General features: G+C 68.9%; 15 protein-coding genes and 1 tRNA gene. 11 read left to right on the forward strand and 5 right to left on the reverse strand.

The annotated features are described in order from the left end of the window. The first annotated feature begins 16 nt into the window (after positions 1–16). From CEB94_RS10660 to CEB94_RS10695, 8 genes are all read left to right on the forward strand, one after another. Positions 17–2296, forward strand: a complete 2280-nt coding sequence (locus tag CEB94_RS10660; RefSeq protein WP_175431963.1) for an FdhF/YdeP family oxidoreductase — start codon at positions 17–19, stop codon at positions 2294–2296. Between the two features lie 56 nt (positions 2297–2352). Then, complete coding sequence (locus CEB94_RS10665; protein WP_175431964.1) at positions 2353–2841, forward strand: PaaI family thioesterase; 489 nt, start codon at positions 2353–2355, stop codon at positions 2839–2841. A gap of 119 nt (positions 2842–2960) precedes the next feature. After that, positions 2961–3833 carry a trypsin-like serine protease gene (locus CEB94_RS10670; protein WP_175431965.1) on the forward strand — a complete coding sequence of 291 codons (873 nt, stop codon included), beginning with the start codon at positions 2961–2963 and terminating at the stop codon, positions 3831–3833. A gap of 675 nt (positions 3834–4508) precedes the next feature. Further along, positions 4509–5738, forward strand: coding sequence for a branched-chain amino acid ABC transporter substrate-binding protein (locus CEB94_RS10675; RefSeq protein ID WP_175436960.1), 1230 nt, complete (start codon positions 4509–4511; stop codon positions 5736–5738). 138 nt (positions 5739–5876) lie between these two features. Then, positions 5877–6806 (forward strand): branched-chain amino acid ABC transporter permease, encoded by a 930-nt coding sequence (locus CEB94_RS10680; protein WP_175431966.1) that lies wholly within the window; start codon positions 5877–5879, stop codon positions 6804–6806. A gap of 4 nt (positions 6807–6810) precedes the next feature. Continuing rightward, positions 6811–8625 (forward strand): branched-chain amino acid ABC transporter permease, encoded by a 1815-nt coding sequence (locus tag CEB94_RS10685; RefSeq protein WP_175431967.1) that lies wholly within the window; start codon positions 6811–6813, stop codon positions 8623–8625. 5 nt (positions 8626–8630) lie between these two features. Beyond that, entirely contained in the window at positions 8631–9503 is an 873-nt protein-coding gene (locus tag CEB94_RS10690) for an ABC transporter ATP-binding protein (protein ID WP_175431968.1), read from the forward strand. Further along, positions 9500–10216 carry an ABC transporter ATP-binding protein gene (locus CEB94_RS10695; protein WP_175431969.1) on the forward strand — a complete coding sequence of 239 codons (717 nt, stop codon included), beginning with the start codon at positions 9500–9502 and terminating at the stop codon, positions 10214–10216. The genes CEB94_RS10690 and CEB94_RS10695 overlap by 4 nt, the downstream gene beginning before the upstream one ends. 73 nt (positions 10217–10289) lie before the next feature. Here the strand turns inward: CEB94_RS10695 and CEB94_RS10700 are convergent, their stop codons facing one another. Then, complete coding sequence (locus CEB94_RS10700; RefSeq protein WP_175431970.1) at positions 10290–10946, reverse strand: ANTAR domain-containing response regulator; 657 nt, start codon at positions 10944–10946, stop codon at positions 10290–10292. 104 nt (positions 10947–11050) lie between these two features. On the opposite strand from CEB94_RS10700, the gene CEB94_RS10705 reads away from it, so the two are divergent. Both CEB94_RS10705 and CEB94_RS10710 read left to right on the forward strand, forming a co-directional pair. Then, positions 11051–11123: transfer RNA gene (locus CEB94_RS10705), tRNA-Leu, on the forward strand. A gap of 103 nt (positions 11124–11226) precedes the next feature. Further along, positions 11227–11973, forward strand: coding sequence for a helix-turn-helix domain-containing protein (locus CEB94_RS10710; protein ID WP_175431971.1), 747 nt, complete (start codon positions 11227–11229; stop codon positions 11971–11973). Between the two features lie 5 nt (positions 11974–11978). Here the strand turns inward: CEB94_RS10710 and pyk are convergent, their stop codons facing one another. Further along, positions 11979–13400, reverse strand: coding sequence for a pyruvate kinase (pyk, locus tag CEB94_RS10715; RefSeq protein WP_175431972.1), 1422 nt, complete (start codon positions 13398–13400; stop codon positions 11979–11981). Between the two features lie 164 nt (positions 13401–13564). Then, positions 13565–14281 (reverse strand): SIMPL domain-containing protein, encoded by a 717-nt coding sequence (locus CEB94_RS10720; RefSeq protein WP_175431973.1) that lies wholly within the window; start codon positions 14279–14281, stop codon positions 13565–13567. 163 nt (positions 14282–14444) lie between these two features. Here CEB94_RS10720 and CEB94_RS10725 point away from each other — a divergent pair, with 163 nt between their 5' ends. Further along, positions 14445–16241, forward strand: a complete 1797-nt coding sequence (locus CEB94_RS10725; RefSeq protein ID WP_175431974.1) for a bifunctional metallophosphatase/5'-nucleotidase — start codon at positions 14445–14447, stop codon at positions 16239–16241. Between the two features lie 13 nt (positions 16242–16254). Here the strand turns inward: CEB94_RS10725 and CEB94_RS10730 are convergent, their stop codons facing one another. Both CEB94_RS10730 and CEB94_RS10735 read right to left on the reverse strand, forming a co-directional pair. Then, on the reverse strand, positions 16255–17667 hold the full coding sequence (locus tag CEB94_RS10730; protein ID WP_175431975.1) for a lysine N(6)-hydroxylase/L-ornithine N(5)-oxygenase family protein: 1413 nt from the start codon (positions 17665–17667) through the stop codon (positions 16255–16257). Continuing rightward, positions 17664–19064, reverse strand: a complete 1401-nt coding sequence (locus CEB94_RS10735; RefSeq protein WP_175431976.1) for a pyridoxal phosphate-dependent decarboxylase family protein — start codon at positions 19062–19064, stop codon at positions 17664–17666. Before CEB94_RS10735 ends, CEB94_RS10730 begins: the two co-directional genes overlap by 4 nt. Positions 19065–19085 lie beyond the last annotated feature (21 nt).

Here is a 19085-nt window from a genome sequence, read left to right on the forward strand (position 1 = left end):
CGAAGGGGAGTGTGCGATGGCGTCGAAGCCGCCCAAGAGCGATCCGGTTCAGGACGCGCCGCAGGTCGCCGAGCCGAAGCACGCGGCCGCGGGGCTCCCGGCGATCGGGCACACGCTGCGGATCGCCCAGCAGCAGATGGGTGTGAAGCGCACCGCGCTGACGCTGCTGAGCGTGAACCAGAAGGACGGCTTCGACTGCCCTGGCTGCGCCTGGCCGGAGCCGGAACACCGGCACAAGGCGGAGTTCTGCGAGAACGGCGCGAAGGCCGTGGCCGAGGAGGCCACCCTGCGCCGGGTCACGCCCGAGTTCTTCGCCGCGCACCCGGTCGCCGACCTGGCGGGCCGCAGCGGCTACTGGCTGGGCCAGCAGGGCCGGCTCACCCACCCCATGTTCCTGCCCGAGGGGGGCACGCACTACGAGCCGGTCACCTGGGAGCGCGCCTTCGACATCATCGGCGAGGAGATCGCCGCGCTCACCTCCCCGGACGAGGCCGTCTTCTACACCTCCGGCCGCACCAGCAACGAGGCCGCGTTCCTCTACCAGCTGTTCGCCCGCGAGTTCGGCACGAACAACCTCCCCGACTGCTCGAACATGTGCCACGAGTCGTCCGGTTCGGCCCTGTCGGAGACGATCGGCATCGGCAAGGGCAGCGTCCTGCTGGAGGATCTCTACCAGGCCGACCTGATCATCGTCGCCGGGCAGAACCCCGGGACGAACCACCCGCGCATGCTGTCGGCGCTGGAGAAGGCCAAGGCCAACGGCGCGCGGGTCATCAGCGTCAACCCGCTGCCCGAGGCGGGCCTGGAGCGGTTCAAGAACCCACAGACACCGCAGGGCATGGTCAAGGGCGCCGCGCTCACCGATCTGTTCCTGCAGATCCGCATCGGCGGCGACCAGGCCCTGTTCCGCCTCCTGAACAAGCTGATCCTTCAGACGGACGGCGCGGTCGACGAGGCGTTCGTGCGGGAGCACACGCACGGCTACGAGGAGTTCGCCGAGGCCGCCCGCGCCGCCGACCGGGACGAGACGCTCACCGCGACCGGCCTGAGCCAGGAGGACATCGAGAAGGCCCTCCGCATGGTCCTGGCCTCCGAACGCACCATCGTGTGCTGGGCGATGGGCCTCACCCAGCACAAGCACTCCGTCCCCACGATCAGGGAAGTCGTCAACTTCCTGCTGTTGCGCGGCAACATCGGCCGCCCGGGCGCGGGCGTGTGCCCGGTGCGGGGGCATTCGAACGTGCAGGGCGACCGCACGATGGGCATCTTCGAGCGGCCCGCCCCGGCGTTCCTGGACGCCTTGGAGAAGGAGTTCGGCTTCGCGCCCCCGCGCGAGCACGGCTTTGACGTCGTGCGCGCCATCCGCGCCCTGCGTGACGGCGAGGCGAAGGTCTTCTTCGCGATGGGCGGCAACTTCGTCTCGGCGTCGCCCGACACGGACGTCACCGAGGCGGCCATGCGCCGGGCCAGGCTGACCGTGCACGTGTCGACGAAGCTGAACCGCTCGCACGCGGTCACGGGCGCGCGGGCCCTGATCCTGCCGACGCTCGGCCGCACCGAGCGTGATCTGCAGGGCAGCGGCGAGCAGTTCGTGACGGTCGAGGACTCGATGGGCATGGTGCACGCCTCCCGGGGCCGCCTGGAGCCCGCGAGCCGGCACCTGCTGTCGGAGCCGGCCATCGTCAGCCGTCTGGCCCGCCGCGTGCTCGGCGAGAACAGCCGCACGCCGTGGGAGGAGTTCGAGAAGGACTACGCGACGATCCGGGACCGTATCGCGCGCGTGATCCCGGGCTTCGAGGACTTCAACGCGCGCGTGGCGCGCCCCGGTGGCTTCGCGCTCCCCCACGCCCCGCGCGACGAGCGCCGCTTCCCCACGGCCACCGGCAAGGCCAACTTCACGGCCGCGCCCGTGGAGTACCCGCAGCTGCCCGAGGGCCGTCTGCTGCTGCAGACGCTGCGCTCGCACGACCAGTACAACACCACGATCTACGGCCTCGACGACCGTTACCGGGGCATCAGGAACGGCCGCCGGGTGGTGCTGGTCAACCCCGAGGACGCGCGGACCCTGAAGCTGGCGGACGGCGTCTACGTCGACCTGGTGGGCGAGTGGAAGGACGGGGTGGAGCGCCGGGCGCCCGGTTTCCGCGTCGTGCACTACCCGACGGCCCGGGGCTGCGCGGCCGCGTACTACCCGGAGACCAACGTGCTGGTGCCGCTGGATGCCACGGCGGACACCAGTAACACCCCGGCCAGCAAGTCCGTGGTGGTGCGTCTGGAACAATCGGCGACCGACTGAGCGTTCGCTCAGTGACAGAGGCAGCCGAGTGACGAGGACGAACGGAGCCGGGCCCGATGGGTGAGCAGCAGCATGTGAAGTTCCCGCAAGAGGTCATCGACGAGTACGCCGCGCTCGGCGTGGACCTCCTGGCCCTGTTCTCCGCGGGCCACCTCGGGAACCGGATGGGCGTCCAGATCTCCGAGGCGTCGGCGGACCGGGTCGTCGGGACGATGCCGGTGGAGGGCAACACCCAGCCCTACGGACTGCTGCACGGCGGGGCCTCCGCGGTGCTGGCCGAGACCCTCGGCTCGATCGGCTCGATGCTGCACGGCGGCAGCTCCAAGATCGCCGTGGGCGTCGACCTGAACTGCACCCATCACCGCGGCGTGCGTTCCGGGCTGGTCACCGGTGTGGCCACGCCCGTGCACCGGGGGCGGTCGACCGCCACATACGACATCGTCATCACGGACGAAAACGACAAAAGGGTGTGCACGGCCCGGCTGACCTGCCTCCTGCGCGACGTGAATCCGGGCGACGAGGAACTCATCCGCGCCGCGAACTGAGCGACGTAGGGAAAACCCTGGAGAGGCGGACGCGCTCTTGTCGCGACCGCCCTCCGGGCATTTCACTGGCGCCCCACCCCCACAGGAGAAGACCCGTCCCACCCGCAGAAGGGTTTCTCTTGACCTCCGTACGCGCCTTCGCCGTCACCGCGGCGGCCTGTGCCACCGTGCTCGCCACCGCGCTGCCCTCCTCCGCCATCAACTCCTACAACGCCGCACCCGCCCCCGAACGCACCGAGGTCGGCGCACTCGTGGCCACCTGGGACGACGACGGCGACCCCACGACCCCCGACCGGGCCGACTGGGTCTGCTCCGGCACCATGATCGACGCGGACACCTTCCTGACCGCCGCGCACTGCACCTCGGACTGGCCCGACAACGTGCGGTTCTACGTCTCCCTCGACCAGGACGTGCAGTTGGGGCTCGACGCGGCGGCGAAGAAGTACCCCGGCGACCCGGCCGCGCAGGCCGCCGCCGTCGCCGTCCCGGGCACCGCCCACAGCCACCCCGGCTACCCGGGGCCCGCCTCCGACACCCACGACATCGCGGTGATCCAGCTGCCCGCCGCACAGGTCAAGGCCCGCTGGAGCTTCACCCCCGCGACCCTGCCCACCGCCGACCAGCTCGGCAGACTCGGCCCGCAGGGCCTGAACGACACCGACTGGCTCGTCGCCGGATACGGCACCCAGGAGGCCGTCAACGGCCCCGGCGGCCAGACCCACCCCGGCGGCGGCGTCCGGATGAAGGCACCCGTCACCTTCAACGCCCTCAACGACTCGTGGGCCCGGCTTGCGATGACCGCACCCCAGGGCAACGGAGGCGCCTGCTACGGCGACTCGGGCGGCCCCAACTTCGCCGTGATCGGCGGCAGGAGCATCCTCGCCGCCACCACCATCACCGGCGACACCCCCTGCTACGCGACCAACGTGACGTACCGCCTGGATACCCCCGGCGCCCGCGCGTTCCTCTCACCGTTCGTGAAGCTGCCGTAACCCGTACCACCGTCACCCTCACCGGCGTCACCCGCACCGACGGCCACCGGCCGCACGGCACGGCCGACCGCCCCGCCGCATCGCGCACCCGCGAAGCGGCGGGGCACCGGCCCCGTTCGAACCGGCCAACTCGACGGACACGAAATAGAAGCCCTCATCCAGGCACCCCCCACCCGGCCGGCACCGCCCGCGTCGCCCGGCACCCCCCGCGGAGCACCGCGGAAATCGCCGATTCCGATGGCCCGGCGCTGCCCCCGCACGCCCGCCATCCACTTCTCTCCACGTAACGCTCCGTAACGCGCGCGCAATACAACGCCACACATTCATCCTCGGCCGCGCCCACGCCCGGGGGCCTTTCTGATCTCTTCCGGCCCGCAAGCGGCCCGGGCACCGCACGATCCCAGCCATGGCCAACCGGAAGTGCGCGTTCTCAGAATGCGGACCTCGACGAAAATCCACCAAACCCGCCGAGAGGGCCCGCCGCCGAGACCGGGCATCCACCGCGTCATAACAAGAAAGTCACAAGCCAGCCCACGCCGCTGACCCTGCCCTTACCCCGGGCTTAGAGTCACGGCCAGTCACCGCCTCCATCGGGAGTTCGGTACCAGCGCGGCACTCACCCCCCGACCAGGGCGGGGCCTGCCTGTGAAAGGACTGATTGTGCGACAGCGTTCCTTGGTGATTCTTACCTCCGTTCTCACGACCGGAGCTCTGACTCTCACCGCCTGCGGCTCCCGAGACGACAGCGGTGACAAGGGCGGAGACAACGGGAGCGGCACCACGCTCACCATCGGCGTCGACGCCCCCCTCTCCGGTGAGAACTCCACCACCGGCCTCGGCATCCAGTACGGCGCCCAGATAGCCGTCGACGACGCCAACAAGAACAACTGGGTCCCGGGCGTGAAGTTCAAGCTCAAGGCCCTCGACGACAAGGCGCAGCCCGCCACCGGCCAGTCCAACGCCACCAACATCGTCGGCGACAAGACCGCCGTCGGCGCCGTCGGCCCGCTGAACTCCGGCGTCGCCCAGACGATGCAGCAGGTCTTCGCCTCGGCCGACATGGTCCAGATCTCCCCGGCGAACACCGCCCCCGAGCTGACCCAGGGCAAGAACTGGCAGACGGACAAGAAGCGTCCGTTCAAGACGTACTTCCGCACCGCCACCACCGACGAACTCCAGGGCAGCTTCGCGGCCGGGTACGCCTACAACGGCCTCAAGAAGAAGAAGGCCTTCGTCGTCGACGACAAGCAGACCTACGGCGCCGGCCTCGCGAAAATCTTCAACGAGCAGTACAAGAAGCTCGGCGGCAAGGTCGTCGGCACCGACCACGTCAACACCGGCGACAAGGACTTCGGTTCCCTCGTCACCAAGATCAAGAACTCCGGTGCCGACCTGCTCTACTACGGCGGCCAGTACGACGAGTCCGCGCTGATCACCAAGCAGCTCAAGGACGCCGGCGTCAAGATCCCGCTGTTCGGCGGCGACGGCATGTTCGCCACCACCTACATCGAGGCCGCCGGCAAGTCCTCCGAGGGCGACCTCGCCACCGCCATCGGCGTCCCCGCCGACACCCTGCCCGCCGCCAAGACCTTCATCCAGACGTACAAGGACAAGGGTTACAAGGGCGACTACGGCGCCTACGGTGCCTACGCCTACGACGCCACCACCGCCATCATCAAGGCCGTCAAGGCCGCGGCCGACGCCAACGGCGGCAAGGTGCCCACCGACATCAACGACCTGCGCTCCAAGGTCGTCGACGGTGTCCAGAAGTCCGACTTCGAAGGCCTCACCGGCAAGATCTCCTTCGACGAGTACGGCGACACCACCAACAAGCAGCTGACGGTCTACCAGGTCGAGAAGGGTGCCTGGAAGGACGTGGAGACCGGCACCGCCGACCTGCAGTAGTCCGGCCCGCCACAACGCCCCACCACGGGCCGCGCGGAAGGGGACCCCGACCGCGCGGCCCGTTTCCACACCCCCACACAGCACGCGACCACGCACACATCCAGTGCACACGACCACCAGCGACATGGAGGCCATGCGGTGAACACCCTGCCGCAGCAGCTGGCCAACGGGCTGCTTCTAGGCTCGATGTACGGGCTGATCGCCATCGGCTACACGATGGTGTACGGCATCGTCCAGCTCATCAACTTCGCGCACGGCGAGATCTTCATGACCGGGGCCTTCGGCGCCCTCACGGTCTACTTCTACATCCTCCCCGACGGCACCTCGATGGCCCTCGCCGTACCCCTCATGCTCCTCGGCGGAGCCCTCGTGGCCATCCTCATAGCCGTCGGAGCGGAACGGTTCGCCTACCGACCACTGCGCGGAGCACCACGCCTGGCACCACTCATCACCGCCATCGGCCTCTCCCTGGCCCTCCAGGAGGTCGTGCGCAACTTCTACCCCGGCGCCGACCGCGCCCGCGCCTTCCCCGGCCTCGACACCACCCACGACATCGGCTCCGTCACCATCAAGGACGCCGACATCTTCCTCATCCTCGCCGCCATCGGCTGCATGGCCGCCCTCGCCTTCTTCGTGCGCCGCAGCCGCACCGGCCGCGCCATGCAGGCCACCGCGCAGGACCCCGACACGGCGCAGCTGATGGGCATCGACACCAACCGCATCATCGTCATCGCCTTCGCCATCGGCGGCTTCTTCGCCGCCGTCGCCGCCGTCGCCTACGGACTCAAGTACGGCAACGTCGACTACCGCATGGGCTTCCTCATGGGCCTCAAGGCCTTCACCGCGGCCGTCCTCGGCGGCATCGGCAACATCTACGGCGCCATGCTCGGCGGCGTCGTCCTCGGTGTCGCCGAGACCCTCGCCTCCGCCTACATCGACGAGATCCCCGGCATGCAGCAGCTCGGCGGCCAGAGCTGGGCCAACGTCTGGGCCTTCGGCCTCCTCATCCTCGTGCTCCTCTTCAGGCCACAGGGCCTGCTCGGCGAGCGCGTCGCGGACAGGGCGTGATCACATGACCGAGACGACCAAGACCCCAGTCCCGGACGCCGTCCCCACCCCGACGCCCGCACCGCGCGGTCTCATACCACTGCCCACCGCGGCCGCCCGCGCCCTGCTGCTCGCCGGCGGCATCGCCACCGCCGCCTCCGCGTACCTCGCCTGGACCTGGACCGCGGAATTCCCCGGCGACCTCACCTTCAACGGCTACCCCGGCGGCCTGCAGTGGCTGACCTTCACCGCCGGCGTCCTCACCGCATTGTTCGCCCTCGCCTCCTACGGCGTCCGCGGCCTCGGCTGGCTGCTGCCCGCCCGCAACAACGCGCCGCTCGCCCTCACCGCCCTCGGCGGCTTCGCCGTCACCTGGTTCACCGTCATCGCCATCAGCACCAAGCTCGGCGGCGTCGTCAACCTCGAACCCGGTGGCTGGATCGCGGCCATAGCCTCCCTGCTGCCCGTCATCGGCGCCTTCGCCCTCCCCCAGGAGCGCACCGGCACCGCCGGCACCAAGGAGGCCCTCAAGGCCTACATCGCCAAACCCGACCGCATCCCCGCCCCCCAGGCCACCGCACCCTGGATCCAGCGGGCCGTCATCACCGTCGTCACCATCATCGGCCTCGGCGTCTTCACCTACGGCATCGACACCGAGTACGGCGAACTCTTCGTCGGCTACCTCTTCGTCGTCACCTTCGCGATCTGGGCCCTGCACACCGCAGGCCTCCTCGACCGCTTCTCCGCACTCGTCGCCGGCAACCGCAGCTTCACCCTCGCCATGGGCTTCGCCGCGGCCATCGCCTTCCCCTTCACCCAGACCGACGACCACTACGCCAACATCGGCGTCAACATCCTGATCTTCGGGACCGTCGCCCTCGGCCTGAACATCGTCGTCGGCCTCGCCGGACTCCTCGACCTCGGATACGTCGCCTTCCTCGGCGTCGGCGCCTACACCGCCGCCCTCGTCTCCGGCTCCGAGTTCTCCACCATCTCCGGCTTCCACCTGCCCTTCTGGGCCTCCGCCCTGGCCGGCGCCGCCGCCTCCCTCGTCTTCGGCGTCCTCATCGGCGCCCCGACCCTGCGACTGCGCGGCGACTACCTCGCCATCGTCACCCTCGGCTTCGGAGAGATCTTCCGCATCGCCGTCAACAACATGGACGGCCAGTCCGGACCCGACGTCACCAACGGCCCCAACGGCATCCCCTCCATCCCCGACCTGAAGCTCCTCGGGTTCAACTTCGGCGAGGCGCACGACATCGGCGGCTTCACCCTCGGCCGGTTCGCCAACTACTACTTGCTGATGGTCCTCGTCATGGCCATCGTCGTCCTGGTCTACACGCGTGCAGCGGACTCCCGCATCGGCCGCTCCTGGATCGCCATCCGCGAGGACGAGACCGCCGCCACCGCCATGGGCATCAACGGCTTCCGCGTCAAACTCGTCGCCTTCGCCCTCGGCGCCGCCCTCGCCGGCCTCGCCGGCACCGTCAGCGCCCACGTCACCTACAGCGTCGTCCCGACGCCGTACCAGTTCGCCGGCTCCACCCCGCCCAACTCCGCGTTCCTCCTGGCCGCGGTCGTCCTCGGCGGCATGGGCACGGTCGCAGGACCCCTCCTCGGCGCAGCCCTGCTCTACCTCCTCCCCGAGAAGCTCGTCTTCCTCCAGGAGAAGTCACTCCTCGCCTTCGGCATCGCGCTCATCCTCCTGATGCGCTTCCGCCCCGAAGGCATCATCGCCAACCGCCGGCGCCAGCTCGAATTCCACGAGACCGGCCAACTCGACGTACCCAAACAGACCACGCTGACCGACGAACCGGCCGTCACCAAGGCGGGGGCGTAACCACGATGACCACACAGCCCACACCTGTACTCGAAGCACGCGGCGTCACCATGCGCTTCGGCGGCCTCACCGCCGTACGCTCCGTCGACTTCACCGTCAACGCAGGCGAGATCGTCGGACTCATCGGCCCCAACGGCGCCGGCAAGACCACCTTCTTCAACTGCCTGACCGGCCTCTACGTCCCCACCGAGGGCACCGTCTCCTACAAGGGCACGGTCCTGCCGCCGAAGCCCCACCTGGTCACCCAGGCAGGCATCGCCCGCACCTTCCAGAACATCCGCCTGTTCGCCAACATGACGGTCCTGGAAAACGTCCTCGTCGGACGCCACACGCGGACCAAGGAAGGCCTCTGGTCAGCCCTCCTGCGCGGCCCCGGCTTCAAGAAGGCCGAACGCGCCAGCGAAGAACGCGCCATGGAACTCCTCGAGTTCATCGGCCTCGCCCACAAGCGTGACCACCTCGCACGGAACCTCCCCTACGGCGAACAGCGCAAGCTGGAGATCGCCCGCGCCATGGCCTCCGACCCCGGCCTGCTCCTGCTCGACGAACCCACCGCCGGCATGAACCCCCAAGAGACCAGGGCCGCCGAGGAACTCGTCTTCGCCATCCGCGACAAGGGCATCGCCGTCCTCCTCATCGAGCACGACATGCGCTTCGTCTTCAACCTCAGCGACCGCGTCGCCGTCCTCGTCCAGGGCGAAAAGCTCGTCGAAGGCACCCCCGACGTCGTCCAGGCCGACGAACGCGTCGTCGCCGCCTACCTCGGCGAACCCTTCGAAGGCGACCCCGGAGAAGCCGAAGCCGCCGAGGTCGAGGCCGCCGAAGCCGCCGCCGACGCGACCAGCACCACCAGCAGCACCAAGGGAGAAGCCAAGTGACCGCACTCCTCGAGGTCGAAGACCTCCGGGTCTCCTACGGCAAGATCGAAGCCGTCAAAGGCATCTCCTTCAGCGTCGAAGCAGGCCAGGTCGTCACCCTCATCGGCACCAACGGCGCCGGCAAGACAACCACCCTGCGCACACTGTCCGGCCTGCTGAAGCCCACCTCCGGGAAGATCCTCTTCGACGGCAAACCCCTCAACGGCATCGCCGCCCACAAGATCGTCGCCCTCGGCCTCGCCCACTCCCCCGAAGGCCGGCACATCTTCCCCCGCCTCACCATCGCCGAGAACCTCCAGCTCGGAGCGTTCCTCCGCAAGGACAAAGAAGGCATCGAAAAGGACATCCAGCGCGCCTACGACCTCTTCCCCATCCTCGGGGAACGCAGGAAGCAGGCAGCAGGCACCTTGTCGGGCGGCGAACAGCAGATGCTCGCCATGGGCCGCGCCCTCATGTCCCAGCCCAAGCTCCTCATGCTCGACGAGCCCTCCATGGGACTCTCCCCGATCATGATGCAGAAGATCATGGCGACCATCTCGGAGCTGAAGTCCCAGGGCACGACGATCCTCCTCGTCGAACAGAACGCCCAGGCCGCCCTCTCCCTCGCCGACCAGGGCCACGTCATGGAGGTCGGCAACATCGTCCTCTCCGGAACCGGGCAGGACCTGCTCCACGACGAGTCGGTACGCAAGGCATACCTGGGCGAGGACTGACGTCCCACCCCGTACGCCGAGAGGCCCGCTCCCCTTCAGTTCAGAAGGGAAGCGGGCCTCTCGCGTCGAGCTCTCAGCCCTTGTCGGCCTTCTTCTCGTCGGCGTCCTGAATGACCGCCTCCGCAACCTGCTGCATCGACATCCGACGGTCCATCGACGTCTTCTGGATCCACCGGAAAGCCGCCGGCTCCGACAGCCCGTACTCCGTCTGCAGAATCGACTTCGCCCGGTCCACCAGCTTCCGCGTCTCCAGCCGCAGCGTGAGGTCGGCGACCTCCTTCTCCAGCTCCTTCAGCTCCGTGAACCGCGAGACAGCCATCTCGATCGCCGGCACGACGTCCGTCTTGCTGAACGGCTTCACGAGATACGCCATCGCACCCGCGTCCCGAGCCCGCTCCACCAGATCACGCTGCGAGAACGCGGTCAGCATCAGCACCGGCGCGATGCTCTCCTCCGCGATCTTCTCCGCCGCGGAGATACCGTCCATCTTCGGCATCTTCACATCGAGAATGACGAGATCGGGCCGGTGCTCACGAGCCAGCTCCACCGCCTGCTCACCATCACCGGCCTCACCGACGACGGTGTACCCCTCCTCCTCCAGCATCTCTTTCAGATCGAGCCGGATCAGCGCCTCGTCCTCGGCGATGACGACCCGCGTCGTCAACGGAGGCACGTGCGACTTGTCCTCTTCAGGCACGTCAACAGGCTGGGGCGACTCGGGGGCACTCACGTGGGCTCCTTGGTAGGGGCAGGCCGGTACTGCTCCCAAGAGCGTACCTAGCTGCGGTAAGGTGGGGGCACGGCGGGTGGCTGCCCGCCTTTGTTTTGCAGGAAGCCCCGGTAGTCCAGCGGAAGAGACACGGTGCTCAAACCACCGACAGCGTGGGTTCGAATCCCACCCGGGGCACTTTTCCTTTGATTCCAAGGTCACTCTGAAGCGGATGTCCACGTTCTCGTGAACATCCGTTTTTTGCTGCGTGTCGCCATGGCCACACTCGCACAGTGGCCTCATGTACGACGTCAGCACACGCAAGCGAGCACTCGCACTGATGACCCAGGGCCGCAGCCTGAACTCGGTGAGCCGTGAGACGGGCATCTCACGGGCCGCGATCCGCTCCTGGCAGGACCGCCTCGAACCGCTGCCCCGAATGGCGCCTCCGACCCCGGGGCCGCCCGCCGACGAGTGCGCGTACGCTTACCTGCTAGGCCTATATCTCGGAGATGGTTGCATCAGCGGCCACCCTCGCAGCACCGGCTATTACCTGAGAATCGCGTGCGCGAACTCATGGCCCGGTCTGATCGAAGCATGCGAGATTGCCATGCGCGCCATCAACCCGACTGGGTGCGCCTCTCGCACTCAGGCGCAGGGATACGTCTCAGTGGTCAGCTACAGCAGGCACTGGCCGCACTTCTTCCCCCAGCACGGGCCGGGCAAGAAGCACGAACGCCGTATCGTCCTCGAACCCTGGCAACAAGTCATCGTCGACGCCTATCCCTGGGAGTTCATCCGCGGACTCATCCACTCCGACGGCTGCCGAATCACCAACTGGACGACCCGAACCGTTGCCGGTGAGCAGAAGCGCTACGAATATCCCCGGTACTTCCTCACCAACCTCTCGCCCGACATCATCCGCCTCTTCACCACCACGCTCGACTACGTGGGCGTCGAGTGGAAGCAGGCGAACGCGCGGAACATCTCCGTCGCCCGCAAAGCCTCAGTCGCTCTCATGGACGCCCACGTCGGTCCCAAGTACTGACCTGGTTACTCCGCGATGTGGTGGACCCGGACCATGTTCGTCGAGCCGGAGACGCCGGGCGGGGAGCCTGCCGTGATGACGACCATGTCGCCCTTCTCGCAGCGGCCGGAGCGCAGCAGTAGCTCGTCGACCTGGTCGACCATCGCGTCCGTGGAGTCCACGCACGGGCCGAGGAAGGTCTCGACGCCCCATGTCAGGGCGAGCTGTGAGCGGGTGGCCTGGTCGGGGGTGAAGGCGAGGAGGGGGATCGGGGAGCGGTAGCGGGAGAGGCGGCGGGCGGTGTCGCCGGACTGAGTGAAGGCGACGAGGAATTTCGCGCCGAGGAAGTCTCCGATTTCTGCGGCAGCCCGGGCCACCGCGCCGCCCTGGGTGCGGGGCTTGTTGCGTTCGGTCAGGGGCGGGAGGCCCTTCGCCAGGATGTCTTCCTCCGCCGCTTCGACGATGCGGGCCATGGTGCGGACGGTTTCGACGGGGTGTTTGCCGACGCTGGTCTCGCCGGAGAGCATCACCGCGTCGGTGCCGTCGATGACGGCGTTGGCGACGTCCGACGCCTCCGCGCGTGTCGGGCGGGCGTTGTCGATCATGGAGTCGAGCATTTGCGTGGCGACAATGACCGGTTTGGCATTGCGTTTGGCCAGTTTGATGGCGCGCTTTTGGACGATCGGCACCTGCTCCAGGGGCATTTCGACGCCGAGGTCTCCGCGGGCGACCATGATGCCGTCGAAGGCGGCGACGATGTCGTCGATGTTTTCGACGGCCTGTGGTTTTTCGACTTTGGCGATGACGGGGAGGCGGCGGCCTTCCTCGTCCATGATGCGGTGGACGTCCTGGATGTCGCGGCCGGTGCGGACGAAGGAGAGGGCGATGACGTCGAAGCCGGTGCGCAGGGCCCAGCGGAGGTCGTCTTCGTCCTTTTTGGAGAGGGCGGGGACGGAGACGGCGACGCCGGGGAGGTTGAGGCCTTTGTGGTCGGAGATGACGCCGCCCTCGATGACCTCGGTGTGGACGCGGGGGCCGTCCACCGAGGTGACTTCGAGGCAGACCTTGCCGTCGTCGATGAGGATGCGTTCGCCGGTGGTGACGTCGGTGGCGAGGCCGGCGTAGGTGGTGCCGCAGGTCTGGCCGTCGCCTTCGGCGCCGTCTTCGACGGTGATGGTGAAGGTGTCGCCGCGTTCAAGGAGTACGGGGCCTTCGGTGAAGTGGCCGAGTCTGATTTTCGGGCCTTGGAGGTCGGCGAGGAGGCCGACGCTGCGGCCGGTTTCGTCTGCGGCTTTGCGGACCCGGTGGTAGCGCTCCTCGTGTTCGGCGTGGTCGCCGTGGCTGAGGTTGAAGCGGGCTACGTCCATTCCGGCGTCGACCAGGTTTTTGATCTGGTCGTACGAGTCGGTGGCGGGTCCAAGGGTGCAGACGATTTTTGCTCGGCGCATGGAACGAGCCTATGAGTTACCGACTGGTAGTGAATTGGTCGGGTGTGACCACTCAACAGACTTTGGGTGAAGTGTTATTGCCAAGTGTTGAATTGTGCGGCCGGGTGCTCCGATGAGCACCCGGGGGAATTCGGTCGCGCTTTCGGGAAATCGCCCGGTGGGGATTACAGCTGTGGCGGCACCATGGTGAAGCGGGCGTTGATCTGGGCGTGGACGCGCTGGCGCTGGGGTTCGAGGTCGAGGGGGGCGGGGGTGTCCTCGGCGTTGCCGGCGAAGGCGGCGGAGCGCATGCGGCCGGGGGCCTGGGGGTAGGCCGGCGGGGCGCTTTCGGCGCCGATGTCGGCGAGTTCGACGAGGGCGGAGAGGCTGGTGCCGAGGGCTTCGGCGTATTCGCGGGCGCGTTGGACGGCTTCGCGTACGGCCTTCTTCCTGGCCTCGCGGTGGGCGGGTGAGTCGGGGCGCAGGGCCCACCAGGGGCCGTCGACGTGGGTGAGTTCGAGGTCGGCGAGGCGGGTGGTGAGTTCGCCGAGGGCCGTGAAGTCGGTGAGTTCGGCGGTGACGCGGACGTTGCCGTGGTAGGTGCGGACGCGTTCGCCGCGGCCGTGTTTGGTGAGTTCGGGGGTGATGGAGAAGGCGCCGGTCTCCAGGCGTTCGACGGCGTCGCCGTAGGACTTGACGAGGTCGAGGACGCCGGCGTTGCGGCGGGTGAGGTCGTCGAGGGCGGAGCGGCGGTCGCGGCCGCGGGCGGCGACGGTGATGCCGATGCGGGCGATCTCGGGGTCGACTTCGAGGCGGGCTTCGCCGCGGACGGCGATGCGGGGGGCCTCTGGTGTGCCGTAGGGGACGGCGGGCTGGGAGGCGTCTGGGGTGGCCGCGGTCATACGTCCCACTCTGTCATGTCTGGGCTGGTTGGGGGCTTGGGTTCCGGGAGGTCGAGTCATCAGATCGCAACCTGCCGGGTCTGTTGCGGCCGGTCGTGGGCGGGTCAGAATCTACGCGCGTTATCTACGCGCGTCGTTCCACAGATTCCGCGAGGAGCCAGACATGCCGTTGAACCGCCGGAAGTTCCTGGAGAAGTCCGCTGTGACCGGGGCGGGGGTGGCGCTGGCCGGTGCGGTCGCAGCGCCGGGTGCGCAGGCGGCGGAGGCGGAGCGGGGTGCGAAGCGGTACGCGTTCACCGTGCTGGGGACGACGGACCTGCATGGCAACGTCTTCAACTGGGACTACTTCACGGACAAGGAGTTCGACGACAAGGACCACAACGACATCGGTCTCGCCAAGGTGTCGACCCTGGTGAACCAGGTCCGCGAGGAGAAGGGCCGCCGCAACACGCTGCTGATCGACGCGGGCGACACCATCCAGGGCACGCAGTTGTCGTACTACTACGCCAAGGTGGACCCGATCACGGCCAAGGGCGGTCCGGTGCATCCGATGGCGCAGGCGATGAACGCCATGGGCTATGACGCGGCGGCGCTCGGCAACCACGAGTTCAACTACGGCATTCCGGTGCTGCGGAAGTTCGAGCAGCAGTGCCGTTTCCCGCTGCTGGGTGCGAACGCGCTGGACGCGAAGACGCTGCGGCCGGCGTTCGCGCCGTACAGCATGCACCGGCTGCGTACGCCGCACGGGCGGGATGTGAAGGTGGCGGTGCTGGGGCTGACCAACCCGGGTATCGCGATCTGGGACAAGGCGAACGTGCAGGGGAAGATGACGTTCCCGGGTCTGGAGGAGCAGGCGGCGAAGTGGGTGCCGAAGCTGCGGTCGATGGGCGCGGACGTGGTGATCGTGTCGGCGCACAGTGGTTCGTCGGGGACGTCGTCCTACGGTGACCAGTTGCCGTACGTCGAGAACGCGGCGGGTCTGGTGGCCGAGCAGGTGCCGGGGATCGACGCGATCCTGGTCGGGCACGCGCACACGGAGATCCCGGAGTACTTCGTCACGAACAAGGCGACCGGTCAGCAGGTCTTGTTGTCGGAGCCGCTGAAGTGGGGGCAGCGGCTGACGGTGTTCGACTTCGAGCTGGTCTGGGAGAAGGGCTGCTGGAAGGTCGAGAAGGTGGGGGCGAAGGTCCTGAACTCCAACGCGGTGGAGGAGGACCCGAAGATCGTCGGGTTGCTGTCGGACGAGCACGAGAAGGTCGTGGCGTACGTCAACCAGGTGATCGGCACGAACGCGGCGGAGATGACGTCGGCGGAGGCGCCGTACAAGGACGTGCCGATCATCGATCTGATCAACCACATCCAGGCGGACACGGTGAAGCAGGCGCTGGCGGGCACGGAGCACGCGGCGCTGCCGGTGCTGTCGCAGGCGGCGTGCTTCTCGCGCAGTGCCCGGATTCCGGCGGGTGAGGTGACGATCCGGGACGTGGCGGGTCTGTACGTTTTCGAGAACACGCTGGAGGCGCGTCTGATGACGGGTGCGCAGATGAAGGCGTATCTGGAGTTCTCGGCGAACTACTTCGTGCAGACGGCGCCGGGCGCCCCGGTGGATCCGGCGAAGCTGACGAACGCGAACGGCACGCCGGACTACAACTACGACGTGGTGAGCGGTCTGACGTACGAGATCGACATCGCGAGGCCGGCCGGGTCGCGGGTGGCGGATGTGCGGTTCGAGGGGCAGCCGCTCGCGGACGACGCGCAGTTCGTGTTCGCGGTGAACAACTACCGGGCCAACGGCGGCGGGAACTTCCCGCATGTCGCCGCGGCCCAGTTGCTGTGGTCGAACTCGGACGAGATCCGCAACACCATGATCGCCTGGGTGAAGGCGAAGGGGGCGATCGACCCGGCCGGGTTCGCCTCGGTGGACTGGAAGCTGACGCGCGAGGGCACGCCCGTCTTCTGAGCCGCGCTGTTCGTCACCTTCGGTCGTCGACGAGGGGGGTCAGTGCCGGTGCCTCGCGGGGCGGCGGGACGTGGCCCCGCTGGGTGAGGCCGAAGGTGGTGAAGGCGGTGCGGGCAGGGAGAGCGTAGGCCTCCCTGCCCGTCAGGGAGTTGAGGGTGATCGCGCTGCGCCAGGCGGCGAGGCCCAGGTCGGGGGCGCCGACGCCGTGGGTGTGGGTCTCGGCGTTCTGGACGTACACGGTGCCGGTGACGGACGGGTCGAGGACGAGCCGGTACTCCTCGTCGACACGCGGCCGTTCCCGGTTGTCGCGGCGCATGTAGGGGTCGAGGCCGGAGAGGATCCGGTCGAGGGGGCGTTCGCGGTAGCCGGTGGCGAGGACGACGGCGTCGGTGGTGAGGCGGGAGCGGCTGTCCTGCCGGCCGTGTTCGAGGTGGAGTTCCACCTTGGTCGTGGCGACGCGGCCGGCGGTGCGGACGCGGACGCCGGGGGTGAGGACGGCGTCGGGCCAGCCGCCGTGCAGGGTGCGGCGGTAGAGCTCGTCGTGGACGGCGGCGATGGTGGCGGCGTCGATGCCCTTGTGCAGCTGCCACTGGCCGTCGACGAGGCGGTCGCGGGTGGACTCGGGCAGGGCGTGGAAGTAGCGGGTGTGGTCGGGGGTGAAGTGTTCCAGGCCGAGCTTGGAGTACTCCATGGGTGCGAAGGCCTCGGTGCGGCCCAGCCAGTGCAGTTTCTCGCGTCCGGCCGGCCTGTTGCGGAGCAGGTCGAGGAAGATCTCGGCGCCGGACTGTCCGATGCCGACGACGGTGACGTGCTCGGCGGTGAGGAGGGCGGCGCGGTGGTCGAGGTAGTCGGCGGCGTGCAGGACGGGCACGCCGGGGGCTTCGACGAGGGGCTTGAGGGGGTCGGGGACGTAGGGTTCGGTGCCGATGCCGAGGACGACGTTTCGCGTGTAGGTCCGGCCGAGGGCCTCGGCTTCTCCGTCGGTGTCGAGTTGAGTGAAGTCGACTTCGAAGAGGTCGCGTTCGGGGTCCCAGCGGACGGCGTCGACCTGGTGGCCGAAGTGCAGGCCGGGGAGGTTTTCGCAGACCCAGCGGCAGTAGGCGTCGTACTCGGCGCGCTGGATGTGGAAGCGTTCGGCGAAGTAGAAGGGGAACAGCCGCTCGCGGGACCTGAGGTAGTTGAGGAAGGTCCAGGGGCTGGTGGGGTCGGCGAGGGAGACCAGGTCGGCGAGGAAGGGGACCTGGATGGTGGCGCCGTCGATGAGCAGGCCGGGGTGCCAGCCGAAGGCGGGGCGCTGGTCGTAGAAGACGGTGTCGAGGCCGCCGAGTGGGTGGGCGAGTGCGGCGAGGGAGAGGTTGGCGGGGCCGATGCCGATGCCGACGAGGTCGCGGGGGGCGTCGGGACGGGGGGTTTGCGCGGGGTTCATCGGGGGGTGTGTCCTTCCACGAGTGTCGCTCGGCTCGCTGCCGCGAGGTGCAGCAGGGCGGCCAGGTCGTCGGGCCCGGTGGCGGGGTTGAGGAGGGTGGCCTTGAGCCAGAGCCGGCCGTCGAGGCGGGCCCGGCCGAGGACGGCGCGGCCTTCGGTGAGCAGCGCGCGGCGTACGGCGGCCACGGTGGCGTCGGTGGCGTCGGTGGGCCGGAACAGCACGGTGCTGATGACGGGTGGGGCGTGCAGTTCGAAGCCGGGGTGCGCGTCGACGAGGTCGGCGAACTGCCGGGCGTGGGCGCAGACCTGGTCGACGAGCGCGCCGAAGCCGCTGCGTCCGAGGGTTTTGAGGGTGACGGCGATTTTGAGGACGTCGGGGCGGCGGGTGGTGCGCAGGGACCGGCCGAGCAGGTCGGGCAGTCCGGCCTGGGTGTCGTCGTCGGCGTTGAGGTAGTCGGCGTGCTGCCGCAGGGCGGCGAGATCGTGGGTGTCGCGGACGGCGAGGAGGCCGGCGGCGACCGGCTGCCAGCCGAGTTTGTGCAGGTCGAGGGTGACGGTGTCGGCGGTGTCGAGGCCGGCGAGCATGTTCCGGTGCCGGTCGCTGAAGAGGAGGCCTCCGCCGTAGGCGGCGTCGACGTGGAGCCGGGCGCCGTGGGCGGTGCAGCGGGCGGCGATCTCGTCCAGCGGGTCGATGTGTCCGGCGTCGGTGGTGCCGGCGGTGGCGGCGACGAGCAGCGGGCCGGTCAGGCCGGTGAGGGCCCGGTCGAGCGCGTCGGGGTCGAGCCTCCCGCCGGGGGCGGGTACGACGACGGGTTCGGGCAGCCCGAGCAGCCAGGCGGCGCGGGGCAGCGAGTGGTGGGCGTTGGTCCCACACACGAGCCGGACGTTTGCGCCGTGGGTCTCCCGGGCGAGGAGGAGGGCGAGCTGGTTGGCTTCGGTGCCGCCGGTGGTGATGAGGGAGTCGGGTTTTCCGGGCCCGCCGCTGCCGTGGATCTCGCGGGCCAGTGCTCCCGCGACCAGCTTCTCCAGTTCTGACGCTCCGGGTGCCTGGTCCCAGGAGTCCAGGGAGGGGTTGAGGGCGGAGGCGGCGAGGTCGGCTGCGGCGGCGACGGCGAGTGGGGGGCAGTGGAGGTGGGCGGCGCACAGGGGGTGGGCCGGGTCGGCGGCGGTTTCGGCGAAGGCGTGGACCAGGGTGTGGACGGCGTGCGGGTCGCCCCGATCGGGGAGGACGTCTCCCACGGCCGCTCGCATCCGGGCCGCGACCGCCTCCGGGCCGCCCGCCGGCAGCGGCCCGCCCCGTGCCCGGGCACCGGTGTCCAGCGCTTCGAGGACGGTGTCGAGCAAGGGCCGCAGGGCGCGGGGGCCTTCGGGGCCTGAGGCGAGGGGCGGCGTGCTCATGGGGCTGACCTCCGGTGCGCG

This window comes from Streptomyces hawaiiensis (assembly GCF_004803895.1).
In the GTDB taxonomy this organism is placed as follows: Bacteria; Actinomycetota; Actinomycetes; order Streptomycetales; family Streptomycetaceae; genus Streptomyces; species Streptomyces hawaiiensis.

Bases quoted from the DNA above. Each gene is read 5' to 3' on its own strand.
- CEB94_RS10660 (WP_175431963.1), top strand. From the start codon at position 17: ATGGCGTCGAAGCCGCCCAAGAGCGATCCGGTTCAGGACGCGCCGCAG.
- CEB94_RS10665 (WP_175431964.1), top strand. From the start codon at position 2,353: ATGGGTGAGCAGCAGCATGTGAAGTTCCCGCAAGAGGTCATCGACGAG.
- CEB94_RS10685 (WP_175431967.1), top strand. From the start codon at position 6,811: ATGACCGAGACGACCAAGACCCCAGTCCCGGACGCCGTCCCCACCCCG.
- CEB94_RS10690 (WP_175431968.1), top strand. From the start codon at position 8,631: ATGACCACACAGCCCACACCTGTACTCGAAGCACGCGGCGTCACCATG.
- CEB94_RS10710 (WP_175431971.1), top strand. From the start codon at position 11,227: ATGTACGACGTCAGCACACGCAAGCGAGCACTCGCACTGATGACCCAG.
- pyk (WP_175431972.1), bottom strand. From the start codon at position 13,400: ATGCGCCGAGCAAAAATCGTCTGCACCCTTGGACCCGCCACCGACTCG.
- CEB94_RS10720 (WP_175431973.1), bottom strand. From the start codon at position 14,281: ATGACCGCGGCCACCCCAGACGCCTCCCAGCCCGCCGTCCCCTACGGC.
- CEB94_RS10725 (WP_175431974.1), top strand. From the start codon at position 14,445: ATGCCGTTGAACCGCCGGAAGTTCCTGGAGAAGTCCGCTGTGACCGGG.
- CEB94_RS10730 (WP_175431975.1), bottom strand. From the start codon at position 17,667: ATGAACCCCGCGCAAACCCCCCGTCCCGACGCCCCCCGCGACCTCGTC.
- CEB94_RS10735 (WP_175431976.1), bottom strand. From the start codon at position 19,064: ATGAGCACGCCGCCCCTCGCCTCAGGCCCCGAAGGCCCCCGCGCCCTG.